The 16,602-nt window shown below is 50.6% G+C and carries 13 protein-coding genes; all 13 read left to right on the plus strand.

The features are described from left to right. Positions 1 to 966, plus strand: coding sequence for a hypothetical protein (locus FC99_RS10100; protein WP_048732680.1), 966 nt, complete (start codon positions 1 to 3; stop codon positions 964 to 966). A 21-nt stretch (positions 967 to 987) separates the two neighbouring features. Continuing rightward, positions 988 to 1,692, plus strand: a complete 705-nt coding sequence (locus FC99_RS10105) for an NAD-dependent protein deacylase (RefSeq protein WP_048732677.1) — start codon at positions 988 to 990, stop codon at positions 1,690 to 1,692. A 5-nt stretch (positions 1,693 to 1,697) separates the two neighbouring features. Next, on the plus strand, positions 1,698 to 2,024 hold the full coding sequence (locus FC99_RS10110) for a hypothetical protein (RefSeq protein ID WP_048732675.1): 327 nt from the start codon (positions 1,698 to 1,700) through the stop codon (positions 2,022 to 2,024). A gap of 838 nt (positions 2,025 to 2,862) precedes the next feature. Further along, entirely contained in the window at positions 2,863 to 3,708 is an 846-nt protein-coding gene (locus tag FC99_RS10115; protein WP_048732673.1) for a DUF72 domain-containing protein, read from the plus strand. A 589-nt stretch (positions 3,709 to 4,297) separates the two neighbouring features. Continuing rightward, positions 4,298 to 6,334: a methionine--tRNA ligase gene (metG, locus tag FC99_RS10125; protein WP_048732670.1), complete on the plus strand. Its 2,037-nt coding sequence runs from the start codon at positions 4,298 to 4,300 to the stop codon at positions 6,332 to 6,334. 734 nt (positions 6,335 to 7,068) lie between these two features. Further along, complete coding sequence (locus FC99_RS10130; RefSeq protein ID WP_048732669.1) at positions 7,069 to 7,848, plus strand: TatD family hydrolase; 780 nt, start codon at positions 7,069 to 7,071, stop codon at positions 7,846 to 7,848. Continuing rightward, the gene (gene rnmV / locus FC99_RS10135) at positions 7,835 to 8,404 is read left to right on the plus strand and encodes a ribonuclease M5 (protein WP_048732667.1); all 570 of its coding nucleotides are present in this window, start codon (positions 7,835 to 7,837) and stop codon (positions 8,402 to 8,404) included. The genes FC99_RS10130 and rnmV overlap by 14 nt, the downstream gene beginning before the upstream one ends. Next, positions 8,397 to 9,287 (plus strand): 16S rRNA (adenine(1518)-N(6)/adenine(1519)-N(6))-dimethyltransferase RsmA, encoded by an 891-nt coding sequence (rsmA, locus tag FC99_RS10140; RefSeq protein ID WP_048732665.1) that lies wholly within the window; start codon positions 8,397 to 8,399, stop codon positions 9,285 to 9,287. The genes rnmV and rsmA overlap by 8 nt, the downstream gene beginning before the upstream one ends. Before the next feature lie 99 nt (positions 9,288 to 9,386). Then, positions 9,387 to 9,623 carry a Veg family protein gene (locus tag FC99_RS10145; protein WP_011667243.1) on the plus strand — a complete coding sequence of 79 codons (237 nt, stop codon included), beginning with the start codon at positions 9,387 to 9,389 and terminating at the stop codon, positions 9,621 to 9,623. 1,087 nt (positions 9,624 to 10,710) lie between these two features. After that, the gene (gene ispE / locus FC99_RS10155) at positions 10,711 to 11,565 is read left to right on the plus strand and encodes a 4-(cytidine 5'-diphospho)-2-C-methyl-D-erythritol kinase (RefSeq protein WP_048732660.1); all 855 of its coding nucleotides are present in this window, start codon (positions 10,711 to 10,713) and stop codon (positions 11,563 to 11,565) included. A 25-nt stretch (positions 11,566 to 11,590) separates the two neighbouring features. After that, entirely contained in the window at positions 11,591 to 12,172 is a 582-nt protein-coding gene (locus tag FC99_RS10160; RefSeq protein ID WP_048732659.1) for a uracil-DNA glycosylase family protein, read from the plus strand. 1,015 nt (positions 12,173 to 13,187) lie between these two features. Beyond that, on the plus strand, positions 13,188 to 14,603 hold the full coding sequence (locus FC99_RS10165; protein WP_056986545.1) for an MFS transporter: 1,416 nt from the start codon (positions 13,188 to 13,190) through the stop codon (positions 14,601 to 14,603). Between the two features lie 22 nt (positions 14,604 to 14,625). Continuing rightward, positions 14,626 to 15,783, plus strand: coding sequence for an ROK family transcriptional regulator (locus FC99_RS10170; protein ID WP_048732655.1), 1,158 nt, complete (start codon positions 14,626 to 14,628; stop codon positions 15,781 to 15,783). Positions 15,784 to 16,602: the final 819 nt, after the last annotated feature.

Genomic DNA, 16,602 nt, shown 5'->3' on the forward strand with positions numbered 1-16,602 from the left:
ATGCAAGCAAAAGATGTGCAATTAAACGATGAGGTCCAAGGCCTCTTAAACCAAGTTAACGCGCTCTATCCCGGCAAGGTTGAAGTTCAATTCATTGGTGAACTCCAGGCCGGTTTCGTCCGCCACGACCAAGCCCAACAGATTCAAGTGGGTAAGGACATCAACATTCAGGTTGCCGATTTGACGGCACCTAACTACACGGCCTCTCACGAACTGGTTCATTTACTGATGATTCTGTCCGGCTTCCCCCAAGTCTTCTTCTCATTGACGACTGGCCAACCTCAACTTGACGAACAGTTGATGATCATGGGCACCGAACTCTACGACATTGTGAGCCACATTGTGGTCGTCAGCGAACAACGTAAGCATGGGCTGATCACTGACGAGATTGAGGGACTATACTTAAATGGGGTCACGGCGACGATCAAGCCGGAACCAACCCCAGTCGATGATGAAATGACGCTGCGGACGCTGACGCTATTGGATGCTCTGGTCTTTTTTGGCCTCGACAACGACAAGGTCATCGCTCAGTTCAAGCGCGACTACCCCATTAGTTTTGCCGCCGCGCGGAAGCTGTACGACATCATCACCGAAAAACCCGTGGATTCGCCATTTACCTTACGGCGTAACGTGGTCAAATTGTTCAAGGCCTTCGATGCTCAACTGGAAGCCTGGCATTTACCAGCACTCCACAACACGGAATTTACAACGTTGACCAGTGTGCTGTCCAAGCGCCAACTGAGTTTGAACGTTAAGCAGATCTTCGAACTGTACCATTCAGACATGCACGAAAAAACGACCCAACGGCGCGGCTACGTCGGGTTTAACCGGTCTGATCAACAGAACGCTTTCGTTTTGCCATCACCAGCGCCGAAGGACGACACGCCGGATTACTACACTAAGATTTATGATATGACGGTGGAAGACCTCTTCAAGCAGTTGAAGATGCCGTACATCTTGCGTTAATTTTAGAAAGGATGATTGGGTATGGAAGCGAGCTTACAAGCAACCTTTGACGAGGCAAAGCACATTGTATTTTTAACTGGTGCGGGCGTCTCGACGCCTTCTGGAATTCCGGATTACCGGTCGAAAAATGGCCTGTACACCGGCCACCGCAACGCCGAGTATTATCTGAGTCACACCTGTTTAGTTCAGGAACCGGACGTTTTTTACGATTACGTTAGGCAGAACCTTTACTACCCGGATGCCAAACCCAACGTCATTCACGAGAAGCAAGCGGCCCTGACGCAACAGGACCGTGCGATGGTCATTACGCAAAATATCGATAACCTTTACAACGTGGCTCACACCAAGCACTTGGTGGAATTTCACGGCAACATGTACAAAGTTCACTGCCAGATCTGTGGTGCTAAGGTAGCGTGGCAGGACTACCTGAAAGACCCGCATCATGCGGTGGACGGCGGTTGGCTACGGCCAGACGTGGTGCTCTACGATGAGGGGCTAAACGAAATGAATATTCAACGGTCCGTAGCGGCCATGAATCAGGCAGACCTAGTAGTCATTGTCGGCACGTCGATGCGGGTTTATCCGTTTGCTGGTTTGCTGGACTACCGGAACAGTGCGGCCAAGGTGGTCGTGGTGAACCAAGAAAAATTGGATTTGGGCTTTGACTACGACATGGTCCAGGCCGACGCGACTGATTTCTTCGACGAACTCCAGGTCCGGGGGTAACGCGTATGAGCCATCAAGAAGTGATCCACCAACTTAAGCAGTTGGTCCGGCGATTACGCTGGCTCAGCTTTCTCCAACTGATTCCGGATACACTGGTCATCTACGGTATTTTGCAGGTGGCATTCAACGGCCAGCTGGTGACGCTGTTCAGTGCGACGTTTACCCGGCAACAGGCGATTCTGGTCACGGCGCTCTTTGCCTTGATCGACCTGTGTGTCACTGGGATTCGCTACAACGACCGGCTGGCGGGTAAGCGCTTGATCAGTCAGCTCAGCGGCCGCCTGACCACCCCCGAAGCCGAACTGATCAAGCAATTCGAACGGTTTAAATAGTGGCGGTCTGTCCGCCTTACCGGCCGGCAGATATGGGCTGGAACGGTGTGAGCACAACTTGAAGCCTCGAAAGTTCCGAGTCTTCAAGCTTGGCTTTCTACTAAGCCAGTGGGGAAGTTCACCCACTGACTAAGTAGAACGACGCGCCTGAGCCCATATCTGCCGACCTCTCGGCTTTGGTGGATGCTTTCTGGCTACTTTTGATAGTCGAGTTAATTTGGCTTGCTACAGTTTGCCGATAATTGTTGGTGATCGGTAGCATCAGAAAGTATGAGAAAAAGGGAGTGGCATCCGTCTCCGGCTGGCAGGAACGCTCCCGTTCAGTGAGGCAGACCTGGAGCCAAAAAGCGGTCTCCAGGGCGACTTGAAGCCTCCGAAGAGCGAGTCTTCAAGTGCAGCCGATTCTTTAAGCCTGAGAAAAACACTCAGACTAAGAGAATCGACACGGGGCTGCGTGTATCTGCCAGCCTGCGACTGTGGCGACGTTTAAAGGCGTTTGAAATTGGTTTGATTGGTTCCATGGTTGGACATTGTAGTTAGCGGGATGGCTGTGAAGTCAATCTGAATGTCGACAATTTTGTTGAGGAAAACAATAATGTAGTCAGTAGTTTTAGGCTACAGTAGTTTAGTCGGAGGCAGATAGGAACGGAACCCCGTGTCGGTGGTCTTGGTTCGGCCGGTTTTGCCGGACTTAGAGCACGGGACGAGCGTTGTGACTCATCCTATGAGGCACGACCTCGCCCTGGAGACCGTACCTCAGGCTCCAGGTCTGCCCCACGGGGTGGAGTTTCTATCTGCTGGAGACGATAACACCTATTTTAGAGGAGGGACTTTGCGGATGATTAGTATTGGATTGACCACTTGGACCGAACATCCAGCGCTGATTGGCGGCGAGGACCGTCCAGTGACCTTAACCGAATATGCGGGCCATTTCCCAGTGGTCGAGTTGGATACGCCGTTCTACGGGATTCCGCGACAGACCACGATTGGAAAATGGGCGGCGGCCGTACCAGATGGGTTTCAGTATATTTTGAAGGCTAATCAGGTCATGACCAAGCATGACCGTAAGGAACCAGCCGACGCAACGACGTTGGCAACGGCATTTGAGCAGTTTAAGGAAGCCATTCAGCCCTTAGTGGTCAGTGGTAAATTGCTCACGGTCCTGTTTCAATTCCCACCGTTTTTCAACCGGACGACGGCCAATATTGAATACTTGCGCGACGTACGTGTACAGATGGAAAATCTGCCGGTGGCCGTTGAATTTCGGAGCCCAAGCTGGTTTGCGACGCCGGGAATGACGGCGGATGTGCTGGCCTATTTGAAATCACTAAAACTGACCAACGTGACGACCGACGAACCGCATAATTTAAACGATGGGATTCCGTTGGTCGATACGGTGACGACGCCAGAATTGGCGGTGGTACGCTTGCACGGCCGCAACGCGCAGGGCTGGTTCAATCAGGGCGCTAACTGGCGCAAGACACGGACGCTGTATCGCTATTCGGAAGAAGAGTTACAGGGTTTTGCGGCACTGACCAAGCGATTAGACCAACAGGCGAAAAATGTCTGCGTCATCTTCAATAACAACTCTGGCCGGGATGCCGCCCCGAATGCTCAGCGACTGCAGGCAATTTTAGGTTTGCACTGGGAGAATTTGGCGCCGCAGCAGTTGGATTTGTTTTAAGTGAGATAAAGTTGGAGGGACCAACGGATTTTCCATCAGGAGAATTGTTGTTGGTGCCTTTTTTAGTGTCTCCGGTATTTTTTCACCGGACCTATGGCGTGTTTTTGCTGCAAGCGGTGATTAAGATAGCTAACGTTATAGTTTAGGTTCCACCAACATTCAAGTGTCAGCTAGTCATACTGTGCAGAACGCGTAAGGCTTTGAGCAACTGTTATGGTTAAGTAAAATCAGAGCCGGAGGAGGCCAGGGATGGAGCCAGCCGTGGAGGTGGTGTTAGCTGGTGATCTGACCAGCTTACAGCACGGGCGACTTTGGAGACACGGTTTTTCGTGGCTTCAAATCGAGTCGGAAGCCCGTTCTTTGGCTGGAGCGTTCCCACAGCAGGTGGAATCCCTGGCAACCGTAGTGCGGTCAATTTACATGAGTTTTATCTATTCATTTCGAGGATTGACCCCCTAAAATTAACAGATAAAACCCCGGTAAAGCGCTATGGCTGAACCGGGGTTTATGCTATACTTAATTAGAATTTACATTGAATTTTAACCCGAAAACAACGGAATAATTTAGAGCGAGGGAAGGCTTTTCTTTTATGGCAGACAAACCAACTTTTTACATTACAACGCCGATCTACTACCCATCTGGGCGGTTACACATCGGGAATTCTTACACGACGATTGCGTGTGACGTGGTTGCCCGTTACAAGCGGAGCAACGGTTACGACGTGTTCTTCTTGACGGGGACCGACGAACACGGTTTAAAAATTGAAGATAAGGCCCAATCTCAAGGCCAAACGCCCCAAGAATACGTGGATGGCATGGCTACGGGCATCAAGCAACTTTGGAAGACGCTGGAAATTTCCAACGATAAATTTATCCGGACGACCGACAAGGAACACGTTGCCGCCGTTCAGGAGGTCTTCGAACGCTTACTGAAGCAGGGGGACATTTACCTGGGTGAGTACGAAGGCTGGTACTCCGAAGACGACGAGGAATACTTTACGGAAACGCAACTCGCCGAAGTCTACCGTGACGACAACGGTAAGGTTATCGGTGGGAAGGCACCATCCGGCCACGAGGTTTCGTTGGTCAAGGAGCAGTCGTACTTCTTCAAGATGAGCAAGTACGCCGACTGGTTGCTGGACTTCTATCACAGCCATCCCCACTTCATCCAACCAGAATCACGGATGACGGAAATGATCAACAACTTCATCAAGCCTGGTCTGGAAGACCTTGCCGTTTCCCGGACGACCTTTACTTGGGGCGTGCCGGTCAAGAGTAATCCGAAGCACGTGGTCTACGTGTGGATCGACGCTTTACTCAACTATATCACGGCTTTAGGCTACACGAGTGACGACGAGAGTCTCTTCAAGAAGTTCTGGCCCGCTAACGTTCAAATGGTGGGTAAGGAAATCGTTCGGTTCCATTCCATCTACTGGCCAATCGTGTTGCACGCGTTAGGTGTTGAAGCACCCGATGAATTGTTTGCTCACGGCTGGTTACTGATGAAGGACGGCAAGATGTCCAAGTCCAAGGGAAACGTCATTTACCCCGAAACGTTGGTCGACCGTTACGGCCTCGATGCGCTACGGTACTACCTGATGCGCGCAATGCCTTACGGAAACGACGGGACATTTACGCCCGAAGACTTCGTGGACCGTTTGAACTACGACTTGGCTAACGACCTGGGGAACCTGTTGAACCGGACCGTTGCCATGATCAACAAGTACGAAGATGGCAAGCTGCCGGTCTACACGGCCGGCGTGACCGAATTTGACGGCGAGCTCGAAGCCGCTGCTGAGTCCGTCATTGCCAACTACCATGACTTGATGGACCAGATGCACTTCGCCGACGCCTTATCCGAAATTTGGAAACTGGTTTCGCGGAGTAACAAGTACATCGACGAGACTGAACCTTGGAACTTAGCCAAGGACGACAGTAAGTCTGCCGAATTGGCTGCCGTGATGGCACACCTGGCCGCTAGTTTGCGGGTGATCGCTGCACTGATCAGTCCAGTGATGACTCACGCGCCTAAGGAAATCTTTACCCAATTGGGCTTAGATCCAGCGACGTTGACCATGACGGACTTGAAGCTCGCCGACTTGCCAGCTGACAAGCAGGTCGTTGCCAAAGGAACACCAATTTTCCCACGGATCGATGTTCAAGAAGAAGTCGACTTTATTCAGGGTCAGATGACCAAGTCCGAAAAGACTAAGGGTCGTGCGGCCATGGCTGCCAAGGCGCAAGCCCAACAAGAAGCTGCTCAGGCAGACGATGCTGGCGACTTGACACTGAACAAGCCGGAGATTCGCTTCGATAAATTTGAAAAGATCGAACTCCGCGTGGCCGAAGTTAAGGCTGTCGACCACGTTGAGGGGGCTGACAAGCTCCTTAAATTTCAACTGGACGCGGGTGACCAAGGGACGCGGCAGATTCTGTCCGGAATCGCCCAATGGTATCCAGAACCACAAGAACTTGTGGGCAAGAAGGTCGTTATCGTGGCCAACTTGAAGCCACGGAAGATGCGCGGCCAAGTCAGCCAAGGGATGTTGCTCTCTGCCGAACATGACGGCAAGGTTCAACTCCTGACGCTGCCAAGTACCATGGTCAATGGGTCAGACGTTAGCTAGCAAATAAGATAAATCATAACCAAAACGTGGGCGGCGGGTCGATAAGACGCCAACCCACGTTTTGTTGGCTATGCGGCCTTGGAAACAGATAGATGGTTGATTCGCCTTACCGGCCGGCAAATATGGGCTGGAACGGTGCGAACACAACTTGAAGCCTCGCAAGTGCCGAGTCTTCAAGCTTGGTTTTCTACTAAGCTGGCAAGAAACGCCAACTAAGTAGAACGACGCGCCTGAGCCCATATTTGCCGACCTCTCGGCTAACGTGGTGGTTCTATGGCAGCAATGGATTCTGTGTGTGGGCATGCTATAGTCCTTGTTGCGGACAGCATGGTACTTGGTACTCGTCAGGATGGTGGTTTCGCCTTGCCGACCTCTCGGCTGACGCGGTGGTTCTGTGGCAACAATGGATTATGTGTGTTGGCGTGTTATGGTCCTTGTTGCGGAATACGTTGAACTTAAAGTTTGCTATGGCAGAGTTCAATCTAAGCCGGAGGCGGCCAGGGATGTAGCCAGCCGTGGTAATCTTATTGGCTGGCATAGCTAGCCAATAAGATGGGCGACTTTTAAGACGCACGAATTTTGCGGCTTAAAAGCGAGCGAGAAGCCTGGTGGTCTTCCAGGCTGAAGCGTCCCCACAGCAGGCGGAATCCCTGGCCACCGCAGTGCGACAAAGTTTAGTCAACTTAACTAATTTAAAATTAAAGAAGTCAAAATCAAAAGCAAGGAGGAATTCGATGAAGATATTTGATTCGCATACGCATTTGAACAGCGAAGAGTTTATTAACGACGTGCCCGGCTACCTGAAGCGGGCGGCCGACTTGGGTGTCGTCAAGATGACTAACATTGGCTCCAACACGCAGTTGAACGCCGACGCTATCAAGCTGGCTCATCAGTATCCGCAACTCTACGCGGCGGTCGGCTGGCATCCAGAGGACTCTAAGAATTACGATGCCGCCGCTGAGAAGCTATTGGAAGAACAACTGGCCGATGACCGGGTCGTGGCCTTGGGTGAAATTGGACTGGACTATCATTGGGATTCGTCACCGCAGGACGTGCAACGCAAGGTGTTTGCCCGGCAGATTGCAATCGCTAAAGAAGTTGGCAAGCCCATCGCTGTCCACAATCGTGATGCCTTCGAAGATACTTACCGCATCATCAAAGAGGCCGGTATCAGTGAAATCGGTGGGGTCATGCACAGTTTTAACGGCGATCCAGAATGGCTCAAGAAGTTCTTGGACCTGGGGATGCACATTTCCTATTCCGGAGTCGCTAGTTTTAAGAACGCCCATGAAGTCCACGATTCCGTGCGCGCTACGCCACTGGACGTCATGATGGTCGAGACCGATGCGCCATACCTGACGCCGGAACCGCACCGTGGCGAGCAGAACGAACCCGGATTTACGCGTTACACCGTTGAGGCGATTGCCAAGGAACGGGAAACGACGCCGGAAGAGATCGCTGCTGCCACGTTTAAAAACGCAGAGGAGTTTTACAAAATAAATGAAGAAGATTAAAGAGGTCCTCGTGGTCGAGGGCAAGGACGATACCAAGCAGATCAACCGGGCGGTCAACGCCGACACCATTGAGACGCGCGGTTCCGCCATTGATGACGATACGCTGGCCTTAATTGAAAAGTTAGCCGACCAACGGGGCATCATCATCTTTACCGACCCCGATTTCTCCGGTGAAAAGATTCGTAAAATTGTGGCCGAAGCCGTTCCCAACGCCAAGCATGCCTTCTTGCCCAAAGCGGAGGGGCGGCCGGACAAAGCCGGTGGGTCACTGGGTGTCGAACACGCCAGTCCTGAAGCCATTCGCGCGGCACTAGACCACGTGTATACGGAGACCACGGCCGCACCAACGTTGATCACCCACGAAGACCTAATGGCCGCTGGGCTGATCGGTGGGGCCGGTGCCAAGGCACGGCGGGAACAGCTCGGTGAACTCTTGCAGATCGGTTACGTCAACGGCAAACAGCTCGAGAAGCGCTTACGGATGTTCGGCATCCAGCCGGCAGATTTTGCCGCAGCGCTGGGACAGATTCGAGCAAAGGAGAATGCAAATGAATAACAGCGTACCAGAAATTGGCTCACCAGCCCGGACTAAAGCAATTCTTAACCGGTACCACTTGGTGGCGAAGAAGAGCTTGGGTCAGAACTTCTTGTCCGACCTAAATATTCTACGCAACATTGTGGCGGCCGGCGATGTGACCGAACACGATAACGTCATTGAAATTGGCCCCGGCATCGGTGCCTTGACCGAACAGATCGCCAAGCGGGCTCATCACGTGGTAGCGTTTGAAATCGACGAAAACCTCTTGCCAGTCTTGGACGAGACGCTGATGGATTACGACAACGTCACGGTCATTAACCAGGATATTTTAAAGGCAAACTTGCCGGAAGTGGTCAAGCACGATTTTGAACCCGGCCATCCGCTGAAATTAATTGCGAACTTGCCTTACTACATCACGACGCCAATCTTGATGGGGGTGCTCCAGAGTCAGGTGGACTTCGATACGATCGTGGTTATGATGCAGGCCGAAGTGGCGGATCGACTAGTGGCCGAACCCGGCACCAAGGCGTACGGGTCATTGTCGGTGGTCATGCAATACCGGGCCCACGTCGAAGTGGCGTTTGCGGTGCCCCGGACGGCATTTATTCCACAACCGAACGTTGACTCGGCAATTATTCGCTTGACTCGGCGCGACCCGTTGCCGGTTAAACCGTACGAAGACCAAGCCCTCTTCAAGTTTGTTAAGGGCTGCTTCGCTCACCGACGGAAATCACTGTGGAACAATTTACAGGGGATTTTCGGAAAACAACCGGAAGTTCGTGAACGAATTGAATCCGTTTTAAATCAGACGGGAATTTCGCGTCAGCTGCGACCAGAGCGGCTAACCCTGATAAATTTCATCGAATTAACCAACGCTTTTCACAATGAAGGACTTATGTAACCCTTACCAATTGTGGATTCTTGCGGTTTGAGGCCTGTTGTGGTATAATTTGCGTTTTTTGTGAAACGATGTTATAATTGTTTCACAGAGGTGAAGTGCATGCCAACAAGTTTAGCGAACATTAAGAACAAACTGGACGATCGCATCGGCGAAAAGTTGATGGTGATTGCACAGGCCGGGCGTAAGAAGACGACAGAGCGGCATGGAATTCTTCGGGAAACCTATCCAGCCGTTTTCGTAGTGGATCTAGACCAAGACGAAAACTCGTTTGAACGGGTTTCATACAGTTACACCGATATTTTAACCAAAAACATCGAAGTAGACTTTGATGAATAGATAATTGGGCCGATCAAGGCCTTTTTATTTTGCCCAAATTCTTTTGCAACACTGATGGTGTCATTCGCCTTACCGGCCGCCAGATATGGAGTTTTTATGGTAGTGATGGATGATGACTGTCAAAACGTTATGGCTAGACAGCAATGTAAATGTGTTGAGACATTATCAGTCAAGCCACTGGTCTAAAAGGAGCATCACTTGTCATCCTTTTACGATAACTAAAGGTTGAAAGATAAAATACCTGTCTCGCCCCAGTATTGGCAAGGATTTGCACCATTAAGATAGTGTGAAATTGCCGCACTCCGGCTGACAGGAATTCCGCCTGCTGTGGGGACGCTTCAGACTGGAAAATCACCAGTCTTCTCGCTCGCTTTGAAGCCACGAAGAACGCGTGTCTCCAAAGTCGCCCGTGCTGTAAGCTGGCTTCAGAATCGCCAGCTAACACCACCTCCACGGCTGGCTGCATCCCTGTCCTCCTCCGGCTTGACTGTGCGTTACCACGACAACAGTCGAAAACCTTGAGACTAGTGATTTCGGGCCAATCGATAGTGACTGCTACAGTCATTATCTTCGTCGTCTACGCACACTGTGTAAGCCGAGAGGTCGGCAGATATGGGCTCAGGCGCGTCGTTCTGCTTGGTCGGCGTTTCTGCTGGCTTAGCAGAAAACCAATCTTGAAGACTCGGTTCTTTCGAGGCTTCAAGTTGCGTTCGCACCGTTCCAGCCCATATCTGCCGGCCGGTAAGGCGAAGGACCCACCAGGTTGCCTAGTTTTAGATTCACGATTGTTTCTAGAGCAGGTATGGCTGGTATTTTGGAACTTTCAACCTTTAGTTACGATAAAACTCAATTTAAGCTGGAGGAGGGTTGTAGCCAGAAGCCTGTTCTTTGGCTAGATTGTTTCCGCCACAGTAGGTGGAATCCAGTGCGACTAGCCAGGCCCAATCCGGCTCTAACCATATATTTCCGTAAAGAATGCAATGCGCTTGGAGAACCCTTTTTCTTTTGGCAGGAAGCATAGTATAATAGGCTTAATCAGATTCACGAGAACGGTAGGCGGTGGCCTATTTAGAATTAAGGTGAGCTCATGCAACTGATTGAAAAGGCGCCTGCCAAGATAAACCTCGGGCTCGACACCCCCTATCACCACCAGGATGGGGCGGAGGAGTGGAACATGGTCATGACGTCCGTGGACTTGGCGGACTATGTCGAAATTCAAACACTAACCAAGCACAAGCGCATCCGGGTAGCCTCGGATAGTGGTTTTTTGCCCAATGACCAGCGAAATCTGGCCTTTCAGGCGGCACATTTACTCCAAACCAAATATCACGTTGATGAGGGCGTTAATATCCGCATCAAGAAAAATATTCCGGTAGCAGCCGGTCTCGGCGGTGGATCATCCGACGCCGCGGCGGTTCTGCGGGGACTTAATCAGTTGTGGCAACTCAATTTGAGCTGGCAAGAGTTGGCAGAATTGGGGTTACAGATTGACTCGGACGTGCCGTACTGCGTGTATGGTCGTACGGCCCACGTTCGCGGCAGAGGGGAACGGATTACCCCGTTATCCAAGTTGCCGGCGGCCTGGGTCGTTTTGGCTAAGCCTAAGGTCAGCGTTTCCACGCCCAGCATTTTACAGCAGATTCGCTATGATCAGCTGGAACATCCCGATATCGACGCCTTATTGCGCGCGGTTCGAAATCAGGATATCGAGGCGATGTGTGCGGTCATGGGCAATGCGCTGGAGCCGTTGACGTCCCACCGATATCCGGAAATTACTCAGTTGAAACAACAGATGATGAAGTTTGGTGCCGATGCCGCCCAGATGAGCGGGACCGGTCCGACCGTCTTCGGGTTGTGTGGCAAACAGTCACGCGCCCAACGGGTCTTTAATGGGATGAAAGGCTTCTGCCGGGAAGTTTATTTGGTACGGCCGTTACCGTAAAATGGGTCAAGTGAGGATGGCAGTGATGACGAAAGCAGACGATATTTTTCAAGCAATTCAGGATGATCCGCAAAACGCTGATTTTACAGCACAGGGTATTTTACCGCTGTATCACGTGGCGGCGGATGCGGAGATTCTATTGGTCAGTCAGGCGCCCAGTCGACAGGCCCAGGCGTCCATGACGTTTTGGGATGATGCCAGTGGAAATCGGCTCAGAGACTGGATGGGCGTGACCAAGGATCAATTTTATCACTCAGGCAAGCTGGCCGTGTTACCGTTGGACTTCTATTATCCTGGTAAGCACGAGCACGGTGGGGACCTGCCACCGCGGAAAGGCTTCGCCGAAAAATGGCACGCGCCGTTACTTGAGCTGATGCCCAACATCAAGTTGACGTTATTGATCGGCCAGTACGCACAGAAGGCCTACCTGACCCATCACGAAAAGACGTTAACAGCGACGGTCGAGCACTACGCGGATTACTTACCAGAATATTTTCCGTTGGTTCATCCATCGCCGTTAAATTATGGTTGGCAACACCAGCACCCGTGGTTCGTCGAGTCAGTGGTCCCGGAGCTCCAGCAGCGGGTTCATGAGATCATGGGCTAAGCGAACTTAGCAAAGTTACTTTGTTTAATGCAATAATTAGAAAAGAGCGATCTACCCGTTCCTCACGAGCAAGTGGGGCCGAGGAGACCGCTTTTTTAGTCAATTCCTGTCGTAAATCGCTTCAAATAGTCACTTCGGTAACTGAACTTTCCTTAGCTGTTAATAATCGGTGGCTTGGTTTGGTTAGTAGATGTGTAAAGATGGTTGGAGTTTTGGCCGATGAGCCGCGCTAAGTGCCGGTTGTAGTAAGAAGTTTAGGGTCAAAGACTCGTTCACCGCAAAAAATGTTGAAGAGCAAGCCGATTGTCATGGTTATCGGCTAGAGAAGTAGTTAGCACGCGCCAACCACTTGTTGCCAGAATGCTCAATCGTAGCCGGAGGAGGCCAGGGATGAAGCCAGCCGTGTCGACGATGTTAGTCGAGGTACTTTCTCGGCTTACATCGTGGGACGACCTCGGAGACACGTGTTCTTCGTGGCTTTGAGGCGAGCTGGAAGTCCGCTCTTTGACTGGAGGCGTTCCCCACAGCAGGCGTAATCCCTGGCAGCCGCAGGCGGACACTCTAAATCAATCTCGACCCACCAAAAAAGGGGTCCACCAGCGACCAATCTCACTGGTGGACCCCAAATTAAAGTCAAAAAATAAATATGTAAACAACCAACTCGCTTTGATTTGGTCGACGTGGGCTGGACGCCAACACTACTCGGAGCGAAACCGAGCATAAAACAACTGAGACGGGGCTTCATGGCCGCGTCGATTCGGTAGTTCTAACAAACAACAACTGTGACAAGAAGTTTCGGAAATTGAATTTTTTAATCGTCACCAACAGTGTAGCCGAGTGACTATTAATTGTCAACGCTTTCATATAAATATTTCTATGAATTTTCAGTTAACGCTTGATATAGGTAGATTGTTCAAAAATAGCTATTGACAATTGGAAGCGGTTACAGTATGATTTGCATTGGAAATTGAATTTTTTATCACCGTCATACACTTACTTCTAAGAGGTGCTTCATATGAGTGAAAACGCTGCCAAATCTGAGGTAACCACGAAAAATATGGTTCCTTGGAATGAACGAATCGCTTATAGTTTTAGCGATTTCGCTTGCAACTTGTCCTTCCAAATGGTTGGGACGTACTTAATGATTTTCTACACTGATACTTTTGGTCTCAGTGCTGCTGCCGTTGGGACACTGTTCCTGGCTGCCCGGGTCGTGGATGCCTTTGATGGTCCATTCTGGGGTATCATGATTGACCACACACATACTAAGTGGGGGAAGAGTCGGCCGTACTGGTTATGGTTCTCAATTCCGTTTGCCGTGTTCTGTGTGCTGGTCTTCACCACGCCAAGCATGAGTTTAACGGGTAAGTTAGTTTGGGCTTACATTACTTATATTGGGGTCGATGTGCTGTATTCAGCCGTTAACATTCCAATTACTTCTATTTTGCCATCATTGACTAGTAACCCACAAGAACGGGTTACGTTGTCGACCATTCGTCAATTCATGGGAACTGCCGGTGCCACTATTATTACTGGTATCACGTTGACCATGGTTGCCTTCTTCGGTCACGGTTCAACGACTAGCGCACGTGGCTGGTTCATCTGGGCTTTGATCGTTGCCGTTATCGTTGTTATTATTTTCTACTTTGTCTTCAAGTACACGCATGAACGGGTACAAACTAAGAGCTCTCGTCAATCTATTCCAATTAAGGAATCTTTGAAAGCTTTGAAGCGTAACTGGCCATGGGCAATCATCATCTTCATCAACTTCATTTACTGGATGGGGATGCAAACGCGTTCACAAGTTACTGTTTACTTCTTCAAGTACAACATGCACGATGCAACGTTAGCTTCATTTGTTCTGAGTTTACAAATCGTCTCCTTGGTTGCCGTTGTCTTAACGCCAGCTACCTCTAAGTGGTTAGGTAAGCGGAACACCATGCTCGGTGGGATGATCTTGGCCGTTGTTGGTCAATTACTCTTGAGCTTAGGTGCTAATAACCTCAGTGTTCCAATGATTATCTTTGCGACTGTCGTTGGGTACATGGGTACTGGGTTCGTTTCTGGCTTGATCGCCGTTATGCTTGCCGACGCCGTTGATTACGGTGAATGGAAGAACGGTGTCCGTGCCGAAGGAATCGTGACCTCCTTCTCTAGTTTTAGTGCTAAATTAGGGATGGGGATTGGTGGTGTGATCACCGGTTGGATTTTGACTGGGACTGGTTACGTTGCCAACCATACACAATCTGCAGGTGCCTTACACGGTATCGAATTGAACTACATTTGGGTTCCACTGTTGGGCTTTGCGCTTTCAGGTATCGCGCTGATGTTCTACCACGTTGACGGCATCGAAAAGCAGATGCAAGGCGACTTGGCTGAAAAGCATGCACGTGAAAATGCTGAAGACGCTGATGACTCCAACAAAGACTAATCGGAAAAAGTGAGTGACGCGGATGATTATTAATAAGGACGTTATGCGGATTCACAACGAGCGTTCAGTGCTTCAAGCCATCGTCAATCATGGTCCGATTTCTAGAAATGCGGTCTCAAAACTTTTGGGATTAAATAAGGTGACGGTCTCCGATATTATCGGGTCCTTCATCGACCGGAAATTAGTGACCAGTCTTGGCGAGGCACGGGGGACCAGTACTGGTGGTCGCCGGCCGGAGTTAGCGGCATTCAACGCGACTTATGGCTATGTGATCAACTTCAGTATTTCTGGCGACGTCGTGGAATTGCTAGTCACCCAGATGGATGGCCGAGCATTAGCGTATAGCACAAGTCCCATTGATAATCAGTCGGTTGAAGATGTCGTGGCTAAAATGGAAGGGCTGATCAATCAGTTGCCACAGTTTGATGTGGTCAACGGGTTGCAGGCAATCTCCATCGCCATCTTCGGGGTCGTTTACCATAACAAGGTCATCACGTCACCGTTCGTGGATTATGCAGACTTTGATATTGTCGGTTATTTCCACGACCGGTACCAGGTGCCCATTGTGATGGAAAATGAAGCGAACCTGTCGGCGGTCTTCGAACAAGACTTTAGTAAGCAGGAACTCGAGCACATTGTGTCTGTCAGCATTCATGAGGGTGTTGGTGCGGGGATTATCCTCAACACGCAGCTCTATACGGGTAATTACGGTCAGGCCGGAGAAATCGGGCAGACCATCATCCAGGAGTCGCGTGATCATCACCGGCCGCTCTCGAAGCTCGCCAGTTTCGATGCGGAGTGGTCACAGACCGCTTTGCTAGAAAAGGCGCGGGTGCTGAAGAAGGCCAAAGACTATGACCTGAATCAATTAGTCAGCGACTATCAAGCCGAGGACGAAGCGATTATGGGCCTGCTCGAAGATTTCTGTTACTACCTGGCTTTGGTCACGAGTAACCTGATTTCTGCGTATGATCCGCAGATGGTGTTCTTCAACTCACCACTCATTGACCGGTTGCCCGAAATTTTAAAGAATATTCAGATGAAATTGGGGTTCATGCCGTTGGTGCCACCCCTAGTCATGTCAAAGGACGTGAAGTATGCCACCTTATTGGGTGGGGCGTCCCTTGCCATTCACCGGGTGCTGAACATGAACGGAACGCGACTGATCTTTCATCACTAACAGGCTTCACGAAAATACGATACAGGATGGCTCGCAATTGGGTCGGCCGGTATCGTATTTTTATCAGGAAATGGGATTGCGGAGTCTGGATCGCCTGCGGCTGGCAGGTACTCCGTCTGTGGGGCAAACCTCTGAAGCCAAAAAGCGGTCTTCAGAGGCGCCTTGAGCCCCCGCCAAAATCGCGATGTCTCAAGGACGGCCCGGGTGTAAGGCCGGAAAGAACCCGACCAAACACCCCGACACAGGCTCCGAACCTGCCATCCTCCGGCTAGAGACTCATCAATCACTTTACTGTTAATTGATTGTTTATTAATCTGTGGGGACTTCTTGTAGGCGTTATGCTGATATCATCAGATTGCCTGCGAGTAACAGGCGCCACGCTGTTGGGACCGACTGAAGTCAAAGGGCGGTCTTCGGTCTCGGTTTGAAGCCTCGAAAAGCGAGTCTTCGAACCGTCTCGTGGTGTAACCTAGCGAAGGACGCTAGCTAACACCACCGACACAGCGCTCTGCCTGAAACTCTCCGGCTTGAGATGGTTTCGGCTGATAAATAATGGTTGCCGGTCGGCGAATTGGCGACAATCTTGTAGCGTAATTGGAAATGTTAGATGGTTTAGCGTGTAATTTCAGTTGAACATTTATGACGAACATAGCCAGAAGGCGACAGACGTCACAAATGTTAGAAATAAAGTTACCGTCATATCTGATAACTATGAGTGTAGGTTAACAGGTGAAGTCTGCTAAACAATGAACAAGTTTAAGCCGGAGGAGGCCAGACAGAACGCTGTGACAGTGGTGTTGGTCGACGTTTTATGTCGAC

This window comes from Levilactobacillus koreensis JCM 16448, assembly GCF_001435525.1.
GTDB lineage: Bacteria > Bacillota > Bacilli > Lactobacillales > Lactobacillaceae > Levilactobacillus > Levilactobacillus koreensis.

What these genes read in the sequence shown, in the direction of transcription:
- FC99_RS10115 (WP_048732673.1), top strand. Translation starts at nt 2,863, where the DNA reads ATGATTAGTATTGGATTGACCACTTGGACCGAACATCCAGCGCTGATT.
- rnmV (WP_048732667.1), top strand. Translation starts at nt 7,835, where the DNA reads ATGAAGAAGATTAAAGAGGTCCTCGTGGTCGAGGGCAAGGACGATACC.
- FC99_RS10165 (WP_056986545.1), top strand. Translation starts at nt 13,188, where the DNA reads ATGAGTGAAAACGCTGCCAAATCTGAGGTAACCACGAAAAATATGGTT.
- FC99_RS10130 (WP_048732669.1), top strand. Translation starts at nt 7,069, where the DNA reads ATGAAGATATTTGATTCGCATACGCATTTGAACAGCGAAGAGTTTATT.
- FC99_RS10170 (WP_048732655.1), top strand. Translation starts at nt 14,626, where the DNA reads ATGATTATTAATAAGGACGTTATGCGGATTCACAACGAGCGTTCAGTG.
- FC99_RS10160 (WP_048732659.1), top strand. Translation starts at nt 11,591, where the DNA reads ATGACGAAAGCAGACGATATTTTTCAAGCAATTCAGGATGATCCGCAA.
- rsmA (WP_048732665.1), top strand. Translation starts at nt 8,397, where the DNA reads ATGAATAACAGCGTACCAGAAATTGGCTCACCAGCCCGGACTAAAGCA.
- metG (WP_048732670.1), top strand. Translation starts at nt 4,298, where the DNA reads ATGGCAGACAAACCAACTTTTTACATTACAACGCCGATCTACTACCCA.
- FC99_RS10110 (WP_048732675.1), top strand. Translation starts at nt 1,698, where the DNA reads ATGAGCCATCAAGAAGTGATCCACCAACTTAAGCAGTTGGTCCGGCGA.
- ispE (WP_048732660.1), top strand. Translation starts at nt 10,711, where the DNA reads ATGCAACTGATTGAAAAGGCGCCTGCCAAGATAAACCTCGGGCTCGAC.
- FC99_RS10100 (WP_048732680.1), top strand. Translation starts at nt 1, where the DNA reads ATGCAAGCAAAAGATGTGCAATTAAACGATGAGGTCCAAGGCCTCTTA.
- FC99_RS10105 (WP_048732677.1), top strand. Translation starts at nt 988, where the DNA reads ATGGAAGCGAGCTTACAAGCAACCTTTGACGAGGCAAAGCACATTGTA.
- FC99_RS10145 (WP_011667243.1), top strand. Translation starts at nt 9,387, where the DNA reads ATGCCAACAAGTTTAGCGAACATTAAGAACAAACTGGACGATCGCATC.